This window comes from Pseudomonas sp. LBUM1660, assembly GCF_059695935.1.
Genome location: NZ_CP166795.1, coordinates 1,406,286 through 1,422,591, shown reverse-complemented (window position 1 = coordinate 1,422,591; position 16,306 = coordinate 1,406,286). Strand labels below are relative to the sequence as shown.

Genomic DNA, 16,306 nt, shown 5'->3' with positions numbered 1-16,306 from the left:
GCTCCCACATTGGTTCAGCGTCATACCACCAAACATGTAACCGACCGAGATCTCGTGTGGGAGCGGGTTTGCTCGCGAAGGGCGCGACTCGGTGGCCCGTATGAACACGAAAAGGCTTAGCGGCGATTAGCCCAGCGCTGCCGCAACCACTCAAGGTCTTCAGGCCGAGTAACTTTGAGATTATCGGATCGCCCTTCAATCAGACGCGGCGCCAAACCTGCCCACTCCATGGCCGAAGCTTCATCAGTCACCAAGGCATCCGCAACCAGACTGTCCGCCAACGCCCGATGCAACGCGCCGAGGCGAAACATCTGCGGCGTGTACGCCTGCCAGATCACGCTGCGATCCACGGTTTCAACCACACGACCGTGCTTGTCGACCCGTTTGAGCGTATCGCGGGCAGGAACTGCCAGCAGCCCGCCCACTGGATCGTCCGCCAACTCACTCAACAACTTATCAAGATCATCACGTGCCAGATTCGGCCGTGCGGCGTCGTGAACCAGCACCCAGTCTTCATCGTCAGCACCTTGAGCGTGCAGATGAAGCAAGGCATTGAGCACCGACCCGGAACGCTCGTCGCCGCCCTCGACCCGCTGAATACGCGGATCGGTAGCACACGCCAGGTTCGGCCAGTAAGGATCATCTACAGCAAGACTGACCACCAACCCCTTCAGGGCAGGATGATCAAGGAAACAGCCAAGGCTGTGTTCGAGAATAGTGCGCCCGCCCAGTTGCAAGTATTGCTTGGGACGGTCCGCGGCCATACGGGCACCGACGCCCGCGGCAGGAATCACGGCCCAGAAGGCCGGTAACGACTGGATCATTGGGCCAACTGGTAAAGGGTTTCACCGTCCTTGACCATGCCCAGCTCATGGCGAGCCCGCTCTTCAACGGTCTCCATGCCTTTTTTCAACTCACTGACTTCAGCGTCCATGACCCGATTGCGTTCCAGCAACCCTTCGTTCTCAGCGTGTTGATCTGCGATCTGCTGAGTCAACTCGGCCACTTGCGCCAGACTGCCATTACCCACCCACAGGCGGTATTGCAGGCCAGCCAGCAGCAAGAGCAAGACGAGGAACAACCAATTGGGACTGCGCATCGAATATCAGGTATCCAGTGAAAAAAGACAGCCATGCCAAAACTTTGAAGCTTCTGATAGCACGAAGCCTGGAAGACCCAGGCTTGTGCTTATAAGGCATCAGATTAGTGGCAAATCCATCGCTGTAGCGATTTTTCCGACACAATCCGGTGTCTTTTTACCAGTTAACGATTAACCGCGGAATTCGCTGCGACCGTTGTACTTGGCTTTGCCGTTCAACTGCTCTTCGATACGCAGCAGTTGGTTGTACTTGGACACGCGGTCCGAACGGCACAGGGAGCCGGTCTTGATCTGGCCAGCCGAGGTGCCCACCGCCAGATCGGCAATGGTCGAATCTTCGGTTTCGCCGGAGCGGTGCGAGATCACGGCGGTGTAACCAGCGGCCTTGGCCATCTGGATGGCTTCCAGGGTTTCGGTCAGGGTACCGATCTGGTTGAACTTGATCAGGATCGAGTTGGCGATCTTTTTATCGATGCCTTCTTTCAGGATCTTGGTGTTGGTCACGAACAGGTCGTCGCCTACCAGCTGGGTCTTCTCGCCGATCTTGTCGGTGAGGATTTTCCAGCCAGCCCAGTCGGACTCGTCCAGGCCGTCTTCGATCGAGATGATCGGATAACGCTCGGTCAGGCCTTTCAGGTAGTCGGCGAAACCTTCAGCGGTGAACACCTGGCCTTCGCCGGACAGGTTGTATTTACCGTCTTCGTAGAACTCGCTGGCCGCGCAATCCAGTGCCAGTGTCACGTCGGTGCCCAGCTTGTAACCGGCGTTGGCCACGGCCTCGGAGATCACTTTCAAAGCGTCTTCGTTGGAAGCCAGGTTCGGTGCAAAACCACCTTCGTCACCCACGGCAGTGCTCAGGCCACGGGCCTTCAGGACGGCTTTGAGGTGATGGAAAATCTCGGTACCCATGCGCAGACCTTCCGAGAAAGACTTGGCGCCAACCGGCTGAACCATGAATTCCTGGATGTCGACGTTGTTATCGGCGTGCTCGCCACCGTTGATGATGTTCATCATCGGAACCGGCATCGAGTAGACACCCGGGGTGCCGTTCAGGTTGGCGATGTGAGCGTACAGCGGCAGGTCCTGGTCCTGTGCTGCAGCCTTGGCCGCGGCCAGGGAAACGGCGAGGATCGCGTTAGCGCCCAGGGAGCCTTTGTTTTCGGTACCGTCGAGCTTGATCATCGCGTGATCCAGCGCTTTCTGGTCGCTTGGGTCCATGCCTTTCAACAGCTCACGGATCGGACCGTTGATGTTGGCCACGGCCTTCAGAACGCCCTTGCCCAGGTAACGGCTCTTGTCGCCATCACGCAGCTCGAGTGCTTCACGCGAGCCAGTGGAAGCACCGGACGGCGCGCAAGCGCTGCCGATGATGCCGTTATCGAGAAGCACGTCCGCTTCCACGGTGGGATTGCCACGGGAGTCGAGAACTTCACGACCTTTGATGTCGACGATTTTTGCCATTGTTGTAAACACTCCAAAGTTGACGAAAACGACGCAGCTAGAGGAAATCTTTTACCGTCGGCAAGTGGTGTGCAGCGGGCAGACTTGCGGACGATAAGGCTCAGGCCCGAGGGCCTGAGCAACAAATCGTGCGGTACTTTACCGGAGAAATGAGGTTTACGCGGTTTCTACCGTCGGAAAACTCTTCACCAGTTCGTCCAGGGCTTTGAGCTGGGCCAGGAATGGCTCCAGTTTGTCCAGGCGCAAGGCACAAGGGCCGTCGCACTTGGCGTTGTCCGGGTCCGGGTGGGCTTCGAGGAACAGACCGGCCAGCGACTGACTCATGCCAGCCTTGGCCAGGTCAGTGACCTGGGCGCGACGACCGCCGGCGGAATCGGAGCGACCGCCGGGCATTTGCAGCGCGTGGGTCACGTCGAAGAACACCGGGTATTCGAACTGCTTCATGATGCCGAAGCCGAGCATGTCGACGACCAGGTTGTTGTAGCCAAAGCTCGAACCGCGTTCGCAGAGGATCAACTGATCGTTACCCGCTTCCACGCACTTGCTCAGGATGTGTTTCATCTCATGCGGGGCGAGGAACTGGGCTTTCTTGATGTTGATCACCGCGCCGGTCTTGGCCATCGCGACCACGAGGTCGGTCTGGCGCGACAGGAAGGCCGGCAGCTGGATGATGTCGCAGACTTCAGCGACGACCGCGGCCTGCTCAGGCTCGTGGACGTCGGTGATGATCGGCACGCCGAAGGCTTGCTTGATGTCCTGGAAAATCCGCATGCCCTCTTCCAGGCCGGGGCCACGGTAAGAGGTCACGGAGGAACGGTTGGCCTTGTCGAAGCTGGCCTTGAACACGTAAGGGATACCGAGTTTCTCGGTGACCTTTACGTATTCTTCGCAGACCTGCATCGCCATGTCGCGGCTTTCCAGCACGTTCATGCCACCGAAAAGCACCATTGGCTTGTCGTTGGCAATCTCGATATCGCCTACACGGATGATCTTCTGCGCCATCGGATTTACGCCTTCTTCTGGTGTTGAACCAAAGCTGCTTTAACGAAACCGCTGAACAACGGGTGACCGTCGCGAGGTGTCGAGGTGAACTCAGGGTGGAACTGGCAAGCGACGAACCATGGATGATCCGGGGCTTCAACCACTTCTACCAGCGCGCCATCACCGGAGCGACCGGAGATTTTCAGGCCGGCTTCGATGATTTGCGGCAGCAGGTTGTTGTTCACTTCGTAGCGATGACGGTGACGTTCGACGATCACGTCCTTGGCGTAGCAATCGTGCACCAGGGAACCCGGTTCCAGCAGGCAATCCTGAGCGCCGAGGCGCATGGTGCCGCCCAGGTCGGACGATTCAGTACGGGTTTCAACCGCGCCGGTGGCATCTTCCCACTCGGTGATCAGCCCCACGACCGGGTGACCGCTGGCGCGATCGAACTCGGTGGAGTTGGCGTCTTTCCAGCCCAGCACGTTACGAGCGAACTCGATCACGGCCACTTGCATGCCCAGGCAGATGCCGAGGTATGGAACCTTGTTTTCACGAGCGTATTGAACGGCGGTGATCTTGCCTTCCACGCCGCGCAGACCGAAGCCGCCCGGTACGAGGATCGCGTCGACACCTTCCAGCAGCGCGGTGCCCTGGTTTTCGATGTCTTCGGAATCGATGTAGCGCAGGTTGACCTTGGTGCGGTTGCTGATGCCGGCGTGACTCATCGCTTCGATCAGCGACTTGTAGGCGTCCAGCAGTTCCATGTACTTGCCGACCATCGCGATGGTGACTTCGTGTTCCGGGTTCAGCTTGGCGTCAACCACGGCTTCCCACTCGGACAGATCGGCGCTGCCGCATTGCAGGCCGAAACGCTCGACGACGAAATCGTCCAGGCCCTGGGAGTGAAGGATGCCCGGGATCTTGTAGATGGTGTCGGCGTCTTCCAGCGCGATCACCGCACGTTCTTCAACGTTGGTGAACTGCGCGATCTTGCGACGCGAAGAGATGTCGATCGGGTGATCGGAACGACACACCAGCACGTCTGGCTGCAGGCCGATGGAACGCAGTTCCTTGACCGAGTGCTGGGTTGGCTTGGTTTTGGTTTCGCCGGCAGTAGCGATGTACGGCACCAGCGTCAGGTGCATCAGCATCGCGCGCTTGGCGCCGACTTCGAAACGCAATTGACGGATCGCTTCGAGGAACGGTTGCGACTCGATGTCACCCACGGTGCCACCGATCTCGACCATCGCCACGTCGGCATCGCCGGCGCCCTTGATGATGCGGCGCTTGATTTCGTCGGTGATGTGCGGGATGACCTGGATGGTTGCACCCAGGTAGTCACCACGACGCTCTTTGCGCAGGACGTGTTCATAGACACGGCCGGTAGTGAAGTTGTTGTTCTGGGTCATGGTCGTGCGGATGAACCGCTCGTAGTGGCCCAGGTCCAGGTCGGTCTCGGCGCCGTCGTGGGTGACGAACACTTCACCGTGCTGGAACGGGCTCATGGTGCCCGGGTCAACGTTGATGTACGGGTCCAGCTTCAGCATGGTGACCTTAAGTCCCCGCGCCTCCAGGATGGCCGCCAATGAAGCCGATGCGATGCCTTTCCCCAATGAAGAAACAACACCGCCCGTGACGAATATGTAGCGCGTCATGAAAAACCCTAGAAGTCTGCGTTAAAGCGGTCCGAGCCGCCGGGGAAAGCGAAGGAAGGCCGAAGCCCCCGATCACCTGCATTAATCACAGTGCACCTTTCAAAAAAACCGCCGCGTTGGGACAGACCGGCAGATGGAACACCGGTACGTTGCTCGCTACACATTTTTTGGAATCGCCCAGCAAAGACTGCTTGGTAATCGGCAACTCCTGCAATTCAGGCGAATCCACAGAAGTTGTATCAAGAAGGGAGCGTAGTCTACCGGAAAGCCCCTTTCAGCTCAAACCTTGATCTTCGCAAGGTGGCTGCCAATGCAAATGCCAGCCCCAGTGCTCACTGCCACTCAAGCCCCGCACATTAGCCACCGCCAGCAATTCTCCGGCGCGATAGACCAGCGGCAATCTGCCACGGACGAAGCCTGGAATACCGCGTTCGTTGAGCAAACGCTTGAGATCCCGGTGCCCGCGACCAGACAGACTCATGACCTCGCCTCCTTCACGATAGCGGATCTGCAGCGGGCCAGCGGGGATTTGGCCGGTGAAGGTGAGCACGCCATTTTCCGGCAATGCCAGCGCAGTCGAGGGGTCAGCCCAGACGCTGGCGGAGGGCGGAATGCGCAGCCAGCAGCCCGAAAGCCACCAGATACGCCCACCCGCCCGATGTAATTCGCCCTCCGCCAATCGCCAGATTGGACGGGCATCAACCGTGGCATCGCGCAAATCATCCCAACCCGACCAATGGTCGCTATCCGGCAACCGCGTCAACGCTGTGAGCCAGTGACTCACTGCGTTGCGCTGGCGCGCGGCAGAAAGTTTTGCCAGCGGCGCCAACTCCAGGGACGGTAACCCCAGCCAATCGAAATCGCTGACGGTGCTCGCGCTGACCAGATCGATTTGCGCCAGGTCATCGAGCAACCCCTGCGCTTCGCTCAGATGCGCGGCGCTGCGGGCCATGGTCGTCATCGCTTGCGGCCAGCGCTCGGTCAATACCGGGAACACTTGATGGCGCAGGTAATTGCGCGAGAAATGGCGGTCCTGGTTTGAAGGGTCCTCGATCCAGCTCAACTGATGCTCGGCCGCATAAGCCTCAAGCTCGGCGCGCGTGACATCGAGCAACGGGCGCAGAAGATGCCCGCGACCCAGGACGCGCTCGCGAGGCATGCCCGACAAGCCCCTCACTCCTGCCCCGCGCAACAGCCGAAACAGCAGGGTTTCCGCCTGATCGTCGCGGTGCTGCGCGGTGAGTAGCAGTTCGTTCGCTTGAGTGGCCTCAATGAACGCGCCATAGCGCGCATCCCGGGCGGCACGCTCAAGGCTGGCGCCGGGCTGAACCTGAACGCGAACCACCTGTAGCGGCACGCCCAGGGCATCACAGACGGATTGGCAATGTGCCGGCCACGCATCGGCCGCAGCCTGAAGGCCATGGTGGACATGGAGGGCGCTGAGCGCTGGCAGGGATTGGGTTTTTGCGAGGTGGGCGAGAAGGTGCAGCAGGACAGTGGAGTCGAGCCCGCCGGAGAAGGCGATGCGCCAGGTATTGGCGGTGCGCCATGGCGCGAGACTCAGCAGAAGCCTGGTAGACAGATCAATCATGGGCTGACTCATATCGATCACTCCACACAAAACAAATGTGGGAGCGAGCCTGCTCGCGATGGCGGTCTAACATTCAACTAATCGGTTGGCTGTTATACCGCTTTCGCGAGCAGGCTCGCTCCCACATGGGTGAAGCGCGGTCAGATCAGAGACCGTAGCTCATCAGACGCTCGTAACGACGGGCCAGCAGCGCCTCGTTATCGAACTTCTTCAGCATCGCCAGTTGCGAGCTGAGCTCGGCACGGATCGAAGCCGCCGCCGCCGCAGGATCGCGGTGCGCGCCGCCCAATGGCTCGCCGATCACTTTGTCGACGATGCCCAGGCCTTTCAGGCGCTCGGCGGTGATGCCCATGGCTTCAGCGGCGTCCGGGGCTTTCTCGGCGGTTTTCCACAGAATCGAGGCGCAACCTTCCGGCGAGATCACCGCGTAGGTCGAGTACTGCAGCATGTTCAGCTGATCGCAAACGCCGATCGCCAGAGCGCCACCGGAACCACCTTCACCGATCACGGTGGCAATGATTGGGGTTTTCAGGCGGGCCATGACGCGCAGGTTCCAGGCAATCGCTTCGCTCTGGTTGCGCTCTTCAGCGTCGATGCCAGGGTAAGCGCCCGGGGTGTCGATGAAAGTCAGGATCGGCATTTTGAAACGTTCGGCCATTTCCATCAGGCGGCACGCCTTGCGGTAGCCTTCCGGACGCGGCATGCCGAAGTTGCGGCGAACTTTCTCGCGCACTTCACGGCCTTTCTGGTGGCCGATGATCATCACCGGCTGATCGTCCAGACGGGCGATACCGCCCACGATCGCAGCGTCGTCGGAGAAGTGACGGTCGCCGTGCAGTTCGTCGAACTCGGTGAAGATGTGTTCGATGTAGTCCAGGGTATACGGACGTTTCGGGTGACGCGCGAGACGTGCGATCTGCCAGCTGGTCAGCTTGCCGAAGATGTCTTCGGTCAGCGTGCTGCTTTTGTCCTGCAGGCGGGAGATCTCATCGCCGATATTCAGCGAATTGTCGTTACCGACCAAGCGCAACTCTTCGATCTTGGCTTGCAGGTCGGCGATCGGCTGTTCGAAATCTAGAAAATTCGGGTTCATAGGCGTCCGTCTTGGGTCGACATCCAAGAGAGCTTGGGCCGGCCGGTTGTCTATTCGCGCCCTACCTTAAGGGACAGGCGCGTTCAGGTCGAGATTAAAAATGCTGGTCGAGATCGGGGCCTACGGATAGCCCCCGACCGTCAACGGTATTGGAGGAAGACGTTGTCTCGCCCGAACTGGTCACGCAAGGCTTGAATCAACGCATCCGCCGGGTCGATCCGCCAGGTCTCGCCAAACTGCAGCAAAGCCTTCGCATCGGGGCTCGTGTACTCCATGGTGATCGGGCACGCGCCGCGGTGACGCTTGAACAACTCACCCAGCCAGCGTAGCTGATCGCCCTTCAAATCCTTGGTCTGCAGCTTCAGGCGCAAGCTTTCGGCGAGGTTGGTGCGCGCATCTTCCATGCTCATCACCCGCTTGACCCGCAGCCGCAGGCCACCGGAGAAGTCGTCATTGCTGACTTCGCCTTCGACCACCACCATCGCGTCCGTCTGCAACAGCGATTGCGCCGAATGGAAAGCCTCGGCAAACAACGAGGCTTCGATCCGCCCGGAGCGGTCATCGAGGGTGATGAAACCCATCTTGTCGCCCTTTTTGTTCTTCATCACCCGCAAGGCGATGATCATGCCCGCGACGGTTTGCGTATCACGAGCCGGCTTAAGGTCGATGATGCGCTGGCGGGCAAAACGGCGAATCTCGCCTTCGTATTCGTCAATCGGGTGACCGGTCAGGTACAGGCCCAGGGTGTCTTTCTCCCCTTTCAGGCGTTCCTTGAGGGTCAGCTCCTTGGCCTTGCGGTGATTGGCGTAGACATCGGCGTCTGCCTCGACGAACAGTCCGCCAAACAAGTCGGCGTGACCACTGTCGTGGGTGCGTGCGGTTTGTTCGGCGGCCTTGATCGCCCCTTCCATGGCGTTCAGCAAGACCGCTCGGTTGCGGTCGATATTGGCCTGATAGGCTTTCTGCTCGTCATGGAAGTAAGGCCCCAGACGATCCAGCGCACCGCTGCGGATCAAACCATCCAGTGTGCGTTTGTTGATTCGTTTGAGGTCGACACGGGCGCAGAAATCGAACAGGTCCTTGAACGGACCGTTCTGACGCGCCTCGGTGATGGCTTCGACCGGACCTTCACCCACACCTTTGATCGCACCGAGGCCGTAAATAATTCGGCCTTCGTCATTCACCGTGAACTTGAACTCCGAAGTATTCACATCCGGCGCGTCGAGACGCAGCTTCATGGTGCGAATTTCTTCGATCAAGGTCACGACCTTGTCGGTGTTGTGCATATCCGCTGACAGTACCGCAGCCATGAACGGCGCCGGGTAGTGCGTTTTCAGCCAAGCGGTCTGGTACGACACCAGGCCATAGGCGGCGGAGTGGGATTTGTTGAAGCCGTAACCGGCGAATTTTTCTACCAGGTCGAAAATGTTACCGGACAGGTCCGGGTCGATATTGTTAGCGGTGCAACCTTCAATGAAACCGCCGCGCTGCTTGGCCATTTCTTCGGGCTTTTTCTTACCCATGGCTCGACGCAGCATGTCCGCACCGCCGAGGGTGTAACCGGCCATGACCTGGGCAATCTGCATCACCTGTTCTTGATACAGGATGATGCCGTAAGTCGGTGCCAATACGGGCTTGAGGCCTTCGTACTGATAGTCCGAGTGCGGGTACGCCAGTTCGGCGCGACCGTGCTTACGGTTGATGAAGTCGTCCACCATGCCCGATTGCAGCGGGCCCGGACGGAACAGAGCCACCAGTGCGATCAAGTCTTCCAGGCAGTCGGGCTTGAGCTTTTTAATCAGCTCTTTCATGCCGCGCGACTCAAGCTGGAACACTGCGGTGGTTTCGGCTTTTTGCAGCAACTGGTAAGTCGGCTTGTCATCCAGCGGGATGAACGCGATATCCAGCGGCGGCTCATCGACCTTGGCACGGTCGCGGTTGATGGTTTTCAGCGCCCAGTCGATGACCGTCAGGGTCCGCAGACCGAGGAAGTCGAACTTCACCAGACCCGCCGCCTCAACGTCATCCTTATCGAACTGGGTGACCAGACCATCACCGGCCTCATCGCAGTAAATCGGCGAGAAGTCAGTCAGCTTGGTCGGCGCGATAACCACACCACCCGCGTGCTTGCCGACGTTACGCACAACGCCTTCAAGCTTGCGGGCCATTTCCCAGATTTCCGCGGCTTCTTCATCGACCTTGATGAAGTCACGGAGGATTTCTTCCTGTTCGTAGGCCTTTTCCAGGGTCATGCCGACTTCGAACGGAATCATCTTCGACAGACGATCCGCCAAACCGTAGGACTTGCCCTGCACCCGCGCCACGTCACGGACCACAGCCTTGGCCGCCATGGAACCGAAGGTGATGATCTGGCTCACCGCATTGCGGCCGTATTTCTCGGCCACGTAGTCGATCACGCGGTCGCGACCGTCCATGCAGAAGTCGACGTCGAAGTCGGGCATGGAAACCCGTTCCGGGTTAAGGAAACGTTCGAACAGCAGGTCATATTCCAGCGGATCGAGGTCGGTGATCTTCTGCACATAGGCCACCAAGGACCCGGCACCCGACCCCCGGCCAGGCCCCACGGGCACGCCGTTGCTCTTGGCCCACTGGATAAAGTCCATAACGATCAGAAAGTAACCGGGGAAGCCCATCTGGATGATGATATCCAGTTCGAAATTCAACCGGTCGACGTAGACCTGACGCTTGGTTTCGTAGTCTTCGGTGGTGTCTCGGGGCAGCAGAACGCTGAGGCGCTCTTCCAGACCATCGAACGAGACCTTACGGAAATATTCATCGATGGTCATGCCATCTGGGATCGGGAAGTTGGGCAGGAAGTGAGTACCCAGCTTCACTTCGATGTTGCAGCGCTTGGCGATCTCGACGGTGTTGGCCAGCGCCTCGGGGATGTCGCTGAACAGCTCGGCCATTTCCTCGGCGCTTTTGAGGTATTGCTGATCGCTGTAATTCTTCGAACGCCGCGGATCGTCGAGGGCGCGGCCCTCACCAATGCAGACGCGGGTTTCGTGAGCGGCAAAGTCTTCCTGCTTGATGAAACGCACGTCGTTGGTGGCGACCAGCGGAGCACCGATTTTTTCGGCCAGGGCCACAGCGCCGTGCAACTGCTCTTCGTCGTTGGGGCGGTTGGTGCGCTGGATCTCCAGATAGAATCGATCCGGGAACACGGCCATCCATTCGCGCGCGAGGTTTTCCGCTTCTGCCGGATTACCACTGAGCATGGCCAGGCCAATCTCGCCCTCTTTGGCCGCCGACAACATGATCAAGCCTTCGCTGGCTTCGGCCACCCACTCGCGCTCGATGATGACCGAGCCATTGCGCTGGCCGTCGATGAAGCCGCGGGAAATCAGTTCGGTGAGATTGCGATAGCCGACAGCGTTCATCGCCAGCAGGCTGATCCGGCTCAGGGCGTTGTCCGGGTCCTTGTTCGACAACCACAGGTCGGCACCGCAGATCGGCTTGATGCCTGCGCCCATGGCGGCTTTATAGAATTTGACCAGGGAACACATGTTGTTCTGGTCGGTGACCGCAACGGCAGGCATGTTCATGCCGACCAGGGTCTTGACCAGCGGTTTGATCCGCACCAGACCGTCGACCAGGGAATATTCAGTGTGCAGGCGTAGGTGAACGAATGAAGCCGGCATAGTGATCCTGTCTGTGAACGTGAAGACAACAAGGCCCGGATTGTACCGGGCCTTGGTAAAAACATCAGCCTTGCGACTAACTCTCGATCAGGTTTGCGCGAGCCTCGTAAGCCAGGCGCACCGGGGCGAATGAGCGGCGGTGAATCGGCGTTGGCCCCAATCGGGCCAGGGCTTCCAGATGAACGGGAGTCGGGTAGCCTTTGTGGCCGCCGATCCCGTAACCCGGGTAAATCAGTTCGAAAGCGGCCATTTCACGGTCACGGCTGACCTTGGCCAGAATCGATGCCGCAGCGATGGCCGGCACCTTGCCGTCACCCTGCACCACCGCTTCGGCGCGCATGGACAGTTTCGGGCAGCGGTTGCCGTCGATCATCGCCAGTTTCGGCTGGATGTGCAGCCCTTCGATCGCGCGCTGCATGGCCAGCATGGTGGCATGCAGAATATTCAGCTCGTCGATTTCTTCGACTTCGGCCCGGGCGATGCACCAGCTCAGGGCTTTTTCGCAGATTTCGTCGTAGAGCTTTTCGCGGCGGGCTTCGGTGAGCTTTTTCGAGTCGTTCAGGCCCAGGATCGGACGGTTCGGATCGAGGATCACTGCAGCCGTGACCACGGCACCGCAGAGCGGACCGCGACCGACTTCGTCAACACCGGCAACCAAGTCTTCCACTTCAGCGACCAAGGTGAAATCCAGCCCCATTTGCATGTTTGTCTTACTCATTTCACTTGGCCAATCAGTTTCAGCACGGCATCCGCCGCCTGGTTGGAGGCATCCAGACGCAAGGTCCGGTGGATTTCGTCGAAGCCACGGGTCTGTTCTTCGCCCCCTTCGATCAGCGGCGACAAGGTCTTGGCCAGGGCGTCGACCGTCGCATCGTCCTGCAGCAGCTCGGGCACCAAAAGACGCTGGGCCAACAGGTTCGGCAGCGAGATGTAGGGGCTTTTCACCATGCGCTTGAGAATCCAGAACGTCAGCGGCGCCAGGCGATAAGCGACCACCATCGGCCGCTTGTACAACAACGCCTCAAGGGTCGCTGTGCCGGAGGCAATCAACACGGCGTCGCAGGCTGCAAGGGCCAGATGGGATTTGCCATCGAGCAGGGTCAGCGGCAGATCGCGGCCGGCCAGCAACTCTTCAAGCTGCGCGCGGCGTTCGGGGCTGGAGCAAGGCATGACGAACCGAACGCCGGGGCGCAAGGCCCGCAGGCGTTGGGCGGTATCGAGGAACAATGCACCGAGACGGCCGACTTCACCGCCACGGCTGCCCGGCATCAGCGCAACCAGCGGCCCGTCCGGCAAACCGAGTTCTGTTCGCGCGGCGGCGCGATCGGCTTCAAGCGGGATCGCATCAGCCAGGGAATGCCCGACAAACCGCACCGGGACCCCCTTCTCTTCATAGAACTTCGCTTCGAACGGAAACAGCGTCAGCATCAGGTCGCAGCCTTCGCGAATCTTCAGCACCCGCTTCTGCCGCCACGCCCACACCGAAGGGCTGACGTAATGCACGGTCTTGATCCCGGCCTGACGCAGCTTGAGTTCGATATTGAGGTTGAAGTCCGGGGCATCGATACCGATGAACACGTCCGGCTTCTCGGCGATCAGATCGGCAACCAGCTTCTTGCGGCGTGCCAGCAGCTCGCGCAAGCGGCCCAGCACTTCCACCAGGCCCATGACCGAAAGACGTTCCATCGGGAAATACGAAGTCAGGCCCTCGGCCTGCATCAGCGGACCACCGACACCGATGAACTCCACTGCCGGATGCTGAGCCTTGAGGGCGCGCATGAGGCCCGCGCCCAGAATGTCACCGGAAGCCTCACCCGCCACCAGCGCAATACGCAGATTAGCCATGATTAACGTGTGATGCCGCGGGTCGAAGACTGGATGGAATCACGAAACACCGCGACTTCAGGGAACTGGTCCGAAGGTTCGGCCAATTCGGCGAGTGCCTGCTCAACCGTCAGGCCCTGGCGGTAAACCACCTTGTAGGCACGACGCAGGGCGTGGATCGCATCTTCACTGAAACCACGACGACGCATGCCTTCGAAGTTCATGCTGCGGGCTTCGGCGGGGTTGCCGAACACCGTAACGTAAGCTGGAACGTCCTTGCCGATGGCGGTACCCATGCCGGAAAAGCTGTGGGCGCCGATGTGGCAATACTGGTGAACCAGGGTAAAACCGGACAGGATCGCCCAGTCTTCAACGTGCACATGGCCCGCCAACGCGGTGTTATTGACCAGAATGCAGTGGTTGCCGATTACGCTGTCGTGGCCGATGTGGGCATAGGCCATGATCAGGTTGTGATCGCCCAGGGTCGTTTCCGAACGATCCTGAACGGTCCCGCGGTGAATCGTCACGCCTTCACGGATGACGTTGTGGTCACCGATAACCAGACGTGTTTCTTCGCCTTTGTATTTCAGATCGGGCGTGTCCTCGCCTACCGAAGAAAACTGGTAGATCCGGTTGTGCTTTCCGATTCGGGTCGGGCCCTTGAGAATCACATGCGGCCCGATCACTGTCCCCTCGCCGATTTCCACACCAGCGCCGACGATCGACCAAGGGCCGACCTCGACACCTTCGGCCAGAACGGCCGTCGGATCGATGATTGCGCGAGGGTCAATCAAACTCATAGTTTGCGTTCCGCGCAGATGATTTCAGCGGAGCAGACTGGTTTGCCATCGACCGAAGCCTGGCACTCGAACTTCCAGATCTGACGCTTGCAGCTGATGAAGCGGGCTTCGAGGATCAATTGGTCGCCTGGAGTGACGGGCTGGCGGAAACGCAGCTTGTCGGAGCCGACGAAGTAGTAGAGCGTGCCGTCGGCAGGCTTCACGTCGAGCATTTTGAAGCCAAGGATACCGGCAGCTTGAGCCATCGCTTCGATGATCAATACGCCCGGCATGATTGGATGCGCGGGGAAGTGACCATTGAAGAAGGGTTCGTTGATGCTGACATTCTTGTAGGCGCGAATGCGCTTGCCTTCCACATCCAGATCCACGACCCGATCCACCAGCAGGAACGGGTAACGGTGAGGCAGGTATTCGCGAATCTCGTTGATGTCCATCATTTCGGGGGGAAGCCTATGTAAAGATTGGGAGCGCGCGACTGACGCGCGCCCCTCTAGCAAATCAAGGAGGCAGTCTAGCGGCTGTGCACACTTGATATGGAAATGGTATCAGCCATCTGATGAAGCATTACCGTCAGGGGTCACGTCCCCTACACGCTTTTCCAGCTGTCGCAGACGTCGCGCGATGTCATCGAGCTGACGGATACGGGCCGCGCTTTTGCGCCATTCGGCGGCTGGTTGCATCGCCGTACCGGAAGAATAGGCACCCTTTTCGGTAATCGAGTGGGTCACCATGGTCATCCCGGTGATAAACACGTTGTCGCAGATTTCGATATGCCCCACCAGCCCTACACCACCGGCGAGCATGCAATGCTTGCCGATTTTGGTGCTGCCGGAGATCCCCACACACGCGGCCATGGCAGTGTGATCACCGACCTGTACGTTGTGGGCGATCTGAATCTGATTGTCGAGCTTCACACCGTTACCCAATACGGTATCGGCCAGCGCTCCGCGATCGATAGCGGTATTCACGCCAATCTCCACATCATCACCGACCAATACACCGCCGATCTGGGCGATTTTCTGCCAGACACCTTTCTCGTTGGCAAAGCCGAAGCCTTCGCCACCCAGCACGGCACCGGACTGAATCACTACCCGCTTGCCGATGCGCACGTCGTGGTACAGCGTGACCCGCGGGGCCAGCCAGCCGCCTTCGCCGATTTCGCTACGGGCACCGATGAAGCAATGCGCCCCCACGGTCACACCGGCACCAATACGCGCGCCGCTTTCGATCACCGCAAAGGCACCGATGCTCGCCGCTGGATCAACCACTGCGTCCGAGGCCACTACCGCTGTCGGGTGAATACCGGCCGGCGCCTTGGGCTTGGGATCGAACAGATGGGAAATACGCGCGTAGGCCAGATACGGATCAGGCACCACCAATGCATCGCCGGCAAAACCTTCAGCGTCAGCGGCCTTCAGCAACAGGGCTGCGGCCCGGCTGTCGGCCAGGTATTTACGGTATTGGGGGTTTGCGAGAAAGCTCAACTGAGCTGGGCCAGCCTCTTGCAAAGTGGCTAGCCCAGTAATTTCTTTCTCCGGGTCGCCACGTAGCGTGGCGCCGAGGAACTCGGCCAACTGGCCGAGCTTTATAGTCGCTGTCATGGATTACTTCAGCTGATTCATGCGCTCGATAACCTGGCGAGTGATGTCGTACTGAGGTTTGACATCAATCACTGCGCCACGCTCGAAGACCAGGTCAAAAGCACCTTTCTTGATGACTTCTTCCACAGCGCTGTCCAGTTTCGGCTTGAGCTGCTTCAGCATTTCACGGTCGGCAACGGCTTTGGCTTCGTTCAGTTCCTTGGACTGGAACTGGAAGTCACGGGCCTTTTGCTTGAACTCGAGCTCAAGGCGTTCACGCTCGCCTTGCTGCATCTTGTCGCCGCCAGCCATCAGACGGTCCTGGATGCCTTTGGCGCTGCTTTCCAGCGTCTTGAGTTTGGACAGTTGCGGGCCAAACTTCTTCTCGGCATCCACAGCATATTTCTTGGCCGCGTCGGATTCCAGCAGGGCCATCTGATAGTTCAGAACGGCGATTTTCATGTCGGCAAAAGCCGGACCTGCTACCAGTACGGTTGCCAGGAGAACCAATTGAGTCAACTTACGCACGATGCACTCCTACAAAATCCATTGTCGTT

14 protein-coding genes are annotated in these 16,306 nt (G+C 59.2%); all 14 read right to left on the bottom strand.

Annotated elements, in window-relative coordinates:
- Positions 1 to 116 precede the first annotated feature (116 nt).
- Positions 117 to 824 carry a 2-C-methyl-D-erythritol 4-phosphate cytidylyltransferase gene (gene ispD, locus ACA068_RS06570; RefSeq protein ID WP_497308533.1) on the bottom strand — a complete coding sequence of 236 codons (708 nt, stop codon included), beginning with the start codon at positions 822 to 824 and terminating at the stop codon, positions 117 to 119.
- A complete protein-coding gene (gene ftsB / locus ACA068_RS06565) occupies positions 821 to 1,099 on the bottom strand; it encodes a cell division protein FtsB (RefSeq protein ID WP_008028992.1) in 279 nt (92 codons plus the stop codon). Before ftsB ends, ispD begins: the two co-directional genes overlap by 4 nt.
- Before the next feature lie 171 nt (positions 1,100 to 1,270).
- Complete coding sequence (gene eno / locus ACA068_RS06560) at positions 1,271 to 2,560, bottom strand: phosphopyruvate hydratase (RefSeq protein ID WP_497308531.1); 1,290 nt, start codon at positions 2,558 to 2,560, stop codon at positions 1,271 to 1,273.
- A 156-nt stretch (positions 2,561 to 2,716) separates the two neighbouring features.
- Complete coding sequence (gene kdsA, locus ACA068_RS06555) at positions 2,717 to 3,562, bottom strand: 3-deoxy-8-phosphooctulonate synthase (RefSeq protein ID WP_421139262.1); 846 nt, start codon at positions 3,560 to 3,562, stop codon at positions 2,717 to 2,719.
- Between the two features lie 5 nt (positions 3,563 to 3,567).
- Positions 3,568 to 5,199 (bottom strand): CTP synthase, encoded by a 1,632-nt coding sequence (gene pyrG, locus ACA068_RS06550; protein WP_497308528.1) that lies wholly within the window; start codon positions 5,197 to 5,199, stop codon positions 3,568 to 3,570.
- Positions 5,200 to 5,473: 274 nt separating this feature from the next.
- Entirely contained in the window at positions 5,474 to 6,802 is a 1,329-nt protein-coding gene (gene tilS / locus ACA068_RS06545) for a tRNA lysidine(34) synthetase TilS (RefSeq protein WP_497308526.1), read from the bottom strand.
- A 133-nt stretch (positions 6,803 to 6,935) separates the two neighbouring features.
- Complete coding sequence (locus ACA068_RS06540) at positions 6,936 to 7,883, bottom strand: acetyl-CoA carboxylase carboxyltransferase subunit alpha (protein ID WP_010462799.1); 948 nt, start codon at positions 7,881 to 7,883, stop codon at positions 6,936 to 6,938.
- A gap of 140 nt (positions 7,884 to 8,023) precedes the next feature.
- Positions 8,024 to 11,545 carry a DNA polymerase III subunit alpha gene (gene dnaE, locus ACA068_RS06535; protein ID WP_497308524.1) on the bottom strand — a complete coding sequence of 1,174 codons (3,522 nt, stop codon included), beginning with the start codon at positions 11,543 to 11,545 and terminating at the stop codon, positions 8,024 to 8,026.
- A 76-nt stretch (positions 11,546 to 11,621) separates the two neighbouring features.
- Complete coding sequence (gene rnhB / locus ACA068_RS06530; protein WP_497310545.1) at positions 11,622 to 12,248, bottom strand: ribonuclease HII; 627 nt, start codon at positions 12,246 to 12,248, stop codon at positions 11,622 to 11,624.
- An 11-nt stretch (positions 12,249 to 12,259) separates the two neighbouring features.
- The gene (lpxB, locus tag ACA068_RS06525) at positions 12,260 to 13,390 is read right to left on the bottom strand and encodes a lipid-A-disaccharide synthase (RefSeq protein WP_497308522.1); all 1,131 of its coding nucleotides are present in this window, start codon (positions 13,388 to 13,390) and stop codon (positions 12,260 to 12,262) included.
- A 2-nt stretch (positions 13,391 to 13,392) separates the two neighbouring features.
- The gene (gene lpxA, locus ACA068_RS06520) at positions 13,393 to 14,169 is read right to left on the bottom strand and encodes an acyl-ACP--UDP-N-acetylglucosamine O-acyltransferase (protein WP_131059164.1); all 777 of its coding nucleotides are present in this window, start codon (positions 14,167 to 14,169) and stop codon (positions 13,393 to 13,395) included.
- Positions 14,166 to 14,606, bottom strand: a complete 441-nt coding sequence (gene fabZ / locus ACA068_RS06515; protein WP_008154051.1) for a 3-hydroxyacyl-ACP dehydratase FabZ — start codon at positions 14,604 to 14,606, stop codon at positions 14,166 to 14,168. Before fabZ ends, lpxA begins: the two co-directional genes overlap by 4 nt.
- A gap of 108 nt (positions 14,607 to 14,714) precedes the next feature.
- Positions 14,715 to 15,770, bottom strand: coding sequence for a UDP-3-O-(3-hydroxymyristoyl)glucosamine N-acyltransferase (gene lpxD / locus ACA068_RS06510; RefSeq protein ID WP_497308520.1), 1,056 nt, complete (start codon positions 15,768 to 15,770; stop codon positions 14,715 to 14,717).
- A 3-nt stretch (positions 15,771 to 15,773) separates the two neighbouring features.
- A complete protein-coding gene (locus ACA068_RS06505; protein WP_010462812.1) occupies positions 15,774 to 16,277 on the bottom strand; it encodes an OmpH/Skp family outer membrane protein in 504 nt (167 codons plus the stop codon).
- Positions 16,278 to 16,306: the final 29 nt, after the last annotated feature.

Bases quoted from the DNA above. Each gene is read 5' to 3' on its own strand.
- ispD (WP_497308533.1), bottom strand. From the start codon at position 824: ATGATCCAGTCGTTACCGGCCTTCTGGGCCGTGATTCCTGCCGCGGGC.
- ftsB (WP_008028992.1), bottom strand. From the start codon at position 1,099: ATGCGCAGTCCCAATTGGTTGTTCCTCGTCTTGCTCTTGCTGCTGGCT.
- eno (WP_497308531.1), bottom strand. From the start codon at position 2,560: ATGGCAAAAATCGTCGACATCAAAGGTCGTGAAGTTCTCGACTCCCGT.
- kdsA (WP_421139262.1), bottom strand. From the start codon at position 3,562: ATGGCGCAGAAGATCATCCGTGTAGGCGATATCGAGATTGCCAACGAC.
- pyrG (WP_497308528.1), bottom strand. From the start codon at position 5,199: ATGACGCGCTACATATTCGTCACGGGCGGTGTTGTTTCTTCATTGGGG.
- tilS (WP_497308526.1), bottom strand. From the start codon at position 6,802: ATGAGTCAGCCCATGATTGATCTGTCTACCAGGCTTCTGCTGAGTCTC.
- ACA068_RS06540 (WP_010462799.1), bottom strand. From the start codon at position 7,883: ATGAACCCGAATTTTCTAGATTTCGAACAGCCGATCGCCGACCTGCAA.
- dnaE (WP_497308524.1), bottom strand. From the start codon at position 11,545: ATGCCGGCTTCATTCGTTCACCTACGCCTGCACACTGAATATTCCCTG.
- rnhB (WP_497310545.1), bottom strand. From the start codon at position 12,248: ATGCAAATGGGGCTGGATTTCACCTTGGTCGCTGAAGTGGAAGACTTG.
- lpxB (WP_497308522.1), bottom strand. From the start codon at position 13,390: ATGGCTAATCTGCGTATTGCGCTGGTGGCGGGTGAGGCTTCCGGTGAC.
- lpxA (WP_131059164.1), bottom strand. From the start codon at position 14,169: ATGAGTTTGATTGACCCTCGCGCAATCATCGATCCGACGGCCGTTCTG.
- fabZ (WP_008154051.1), bottom strand. From the start codon at position 14,606: ATGATGGACATCAACGAGATTCGCGAATACCTGCCTCACCGTTACCCG.
- lpxD (WP_497308520.1), bottom strand. From the start codon at position 15,770: ATGACAGCGACTATAAAGCTCGGCCAGTTGGCCGAGTTCCTCGGCGCC.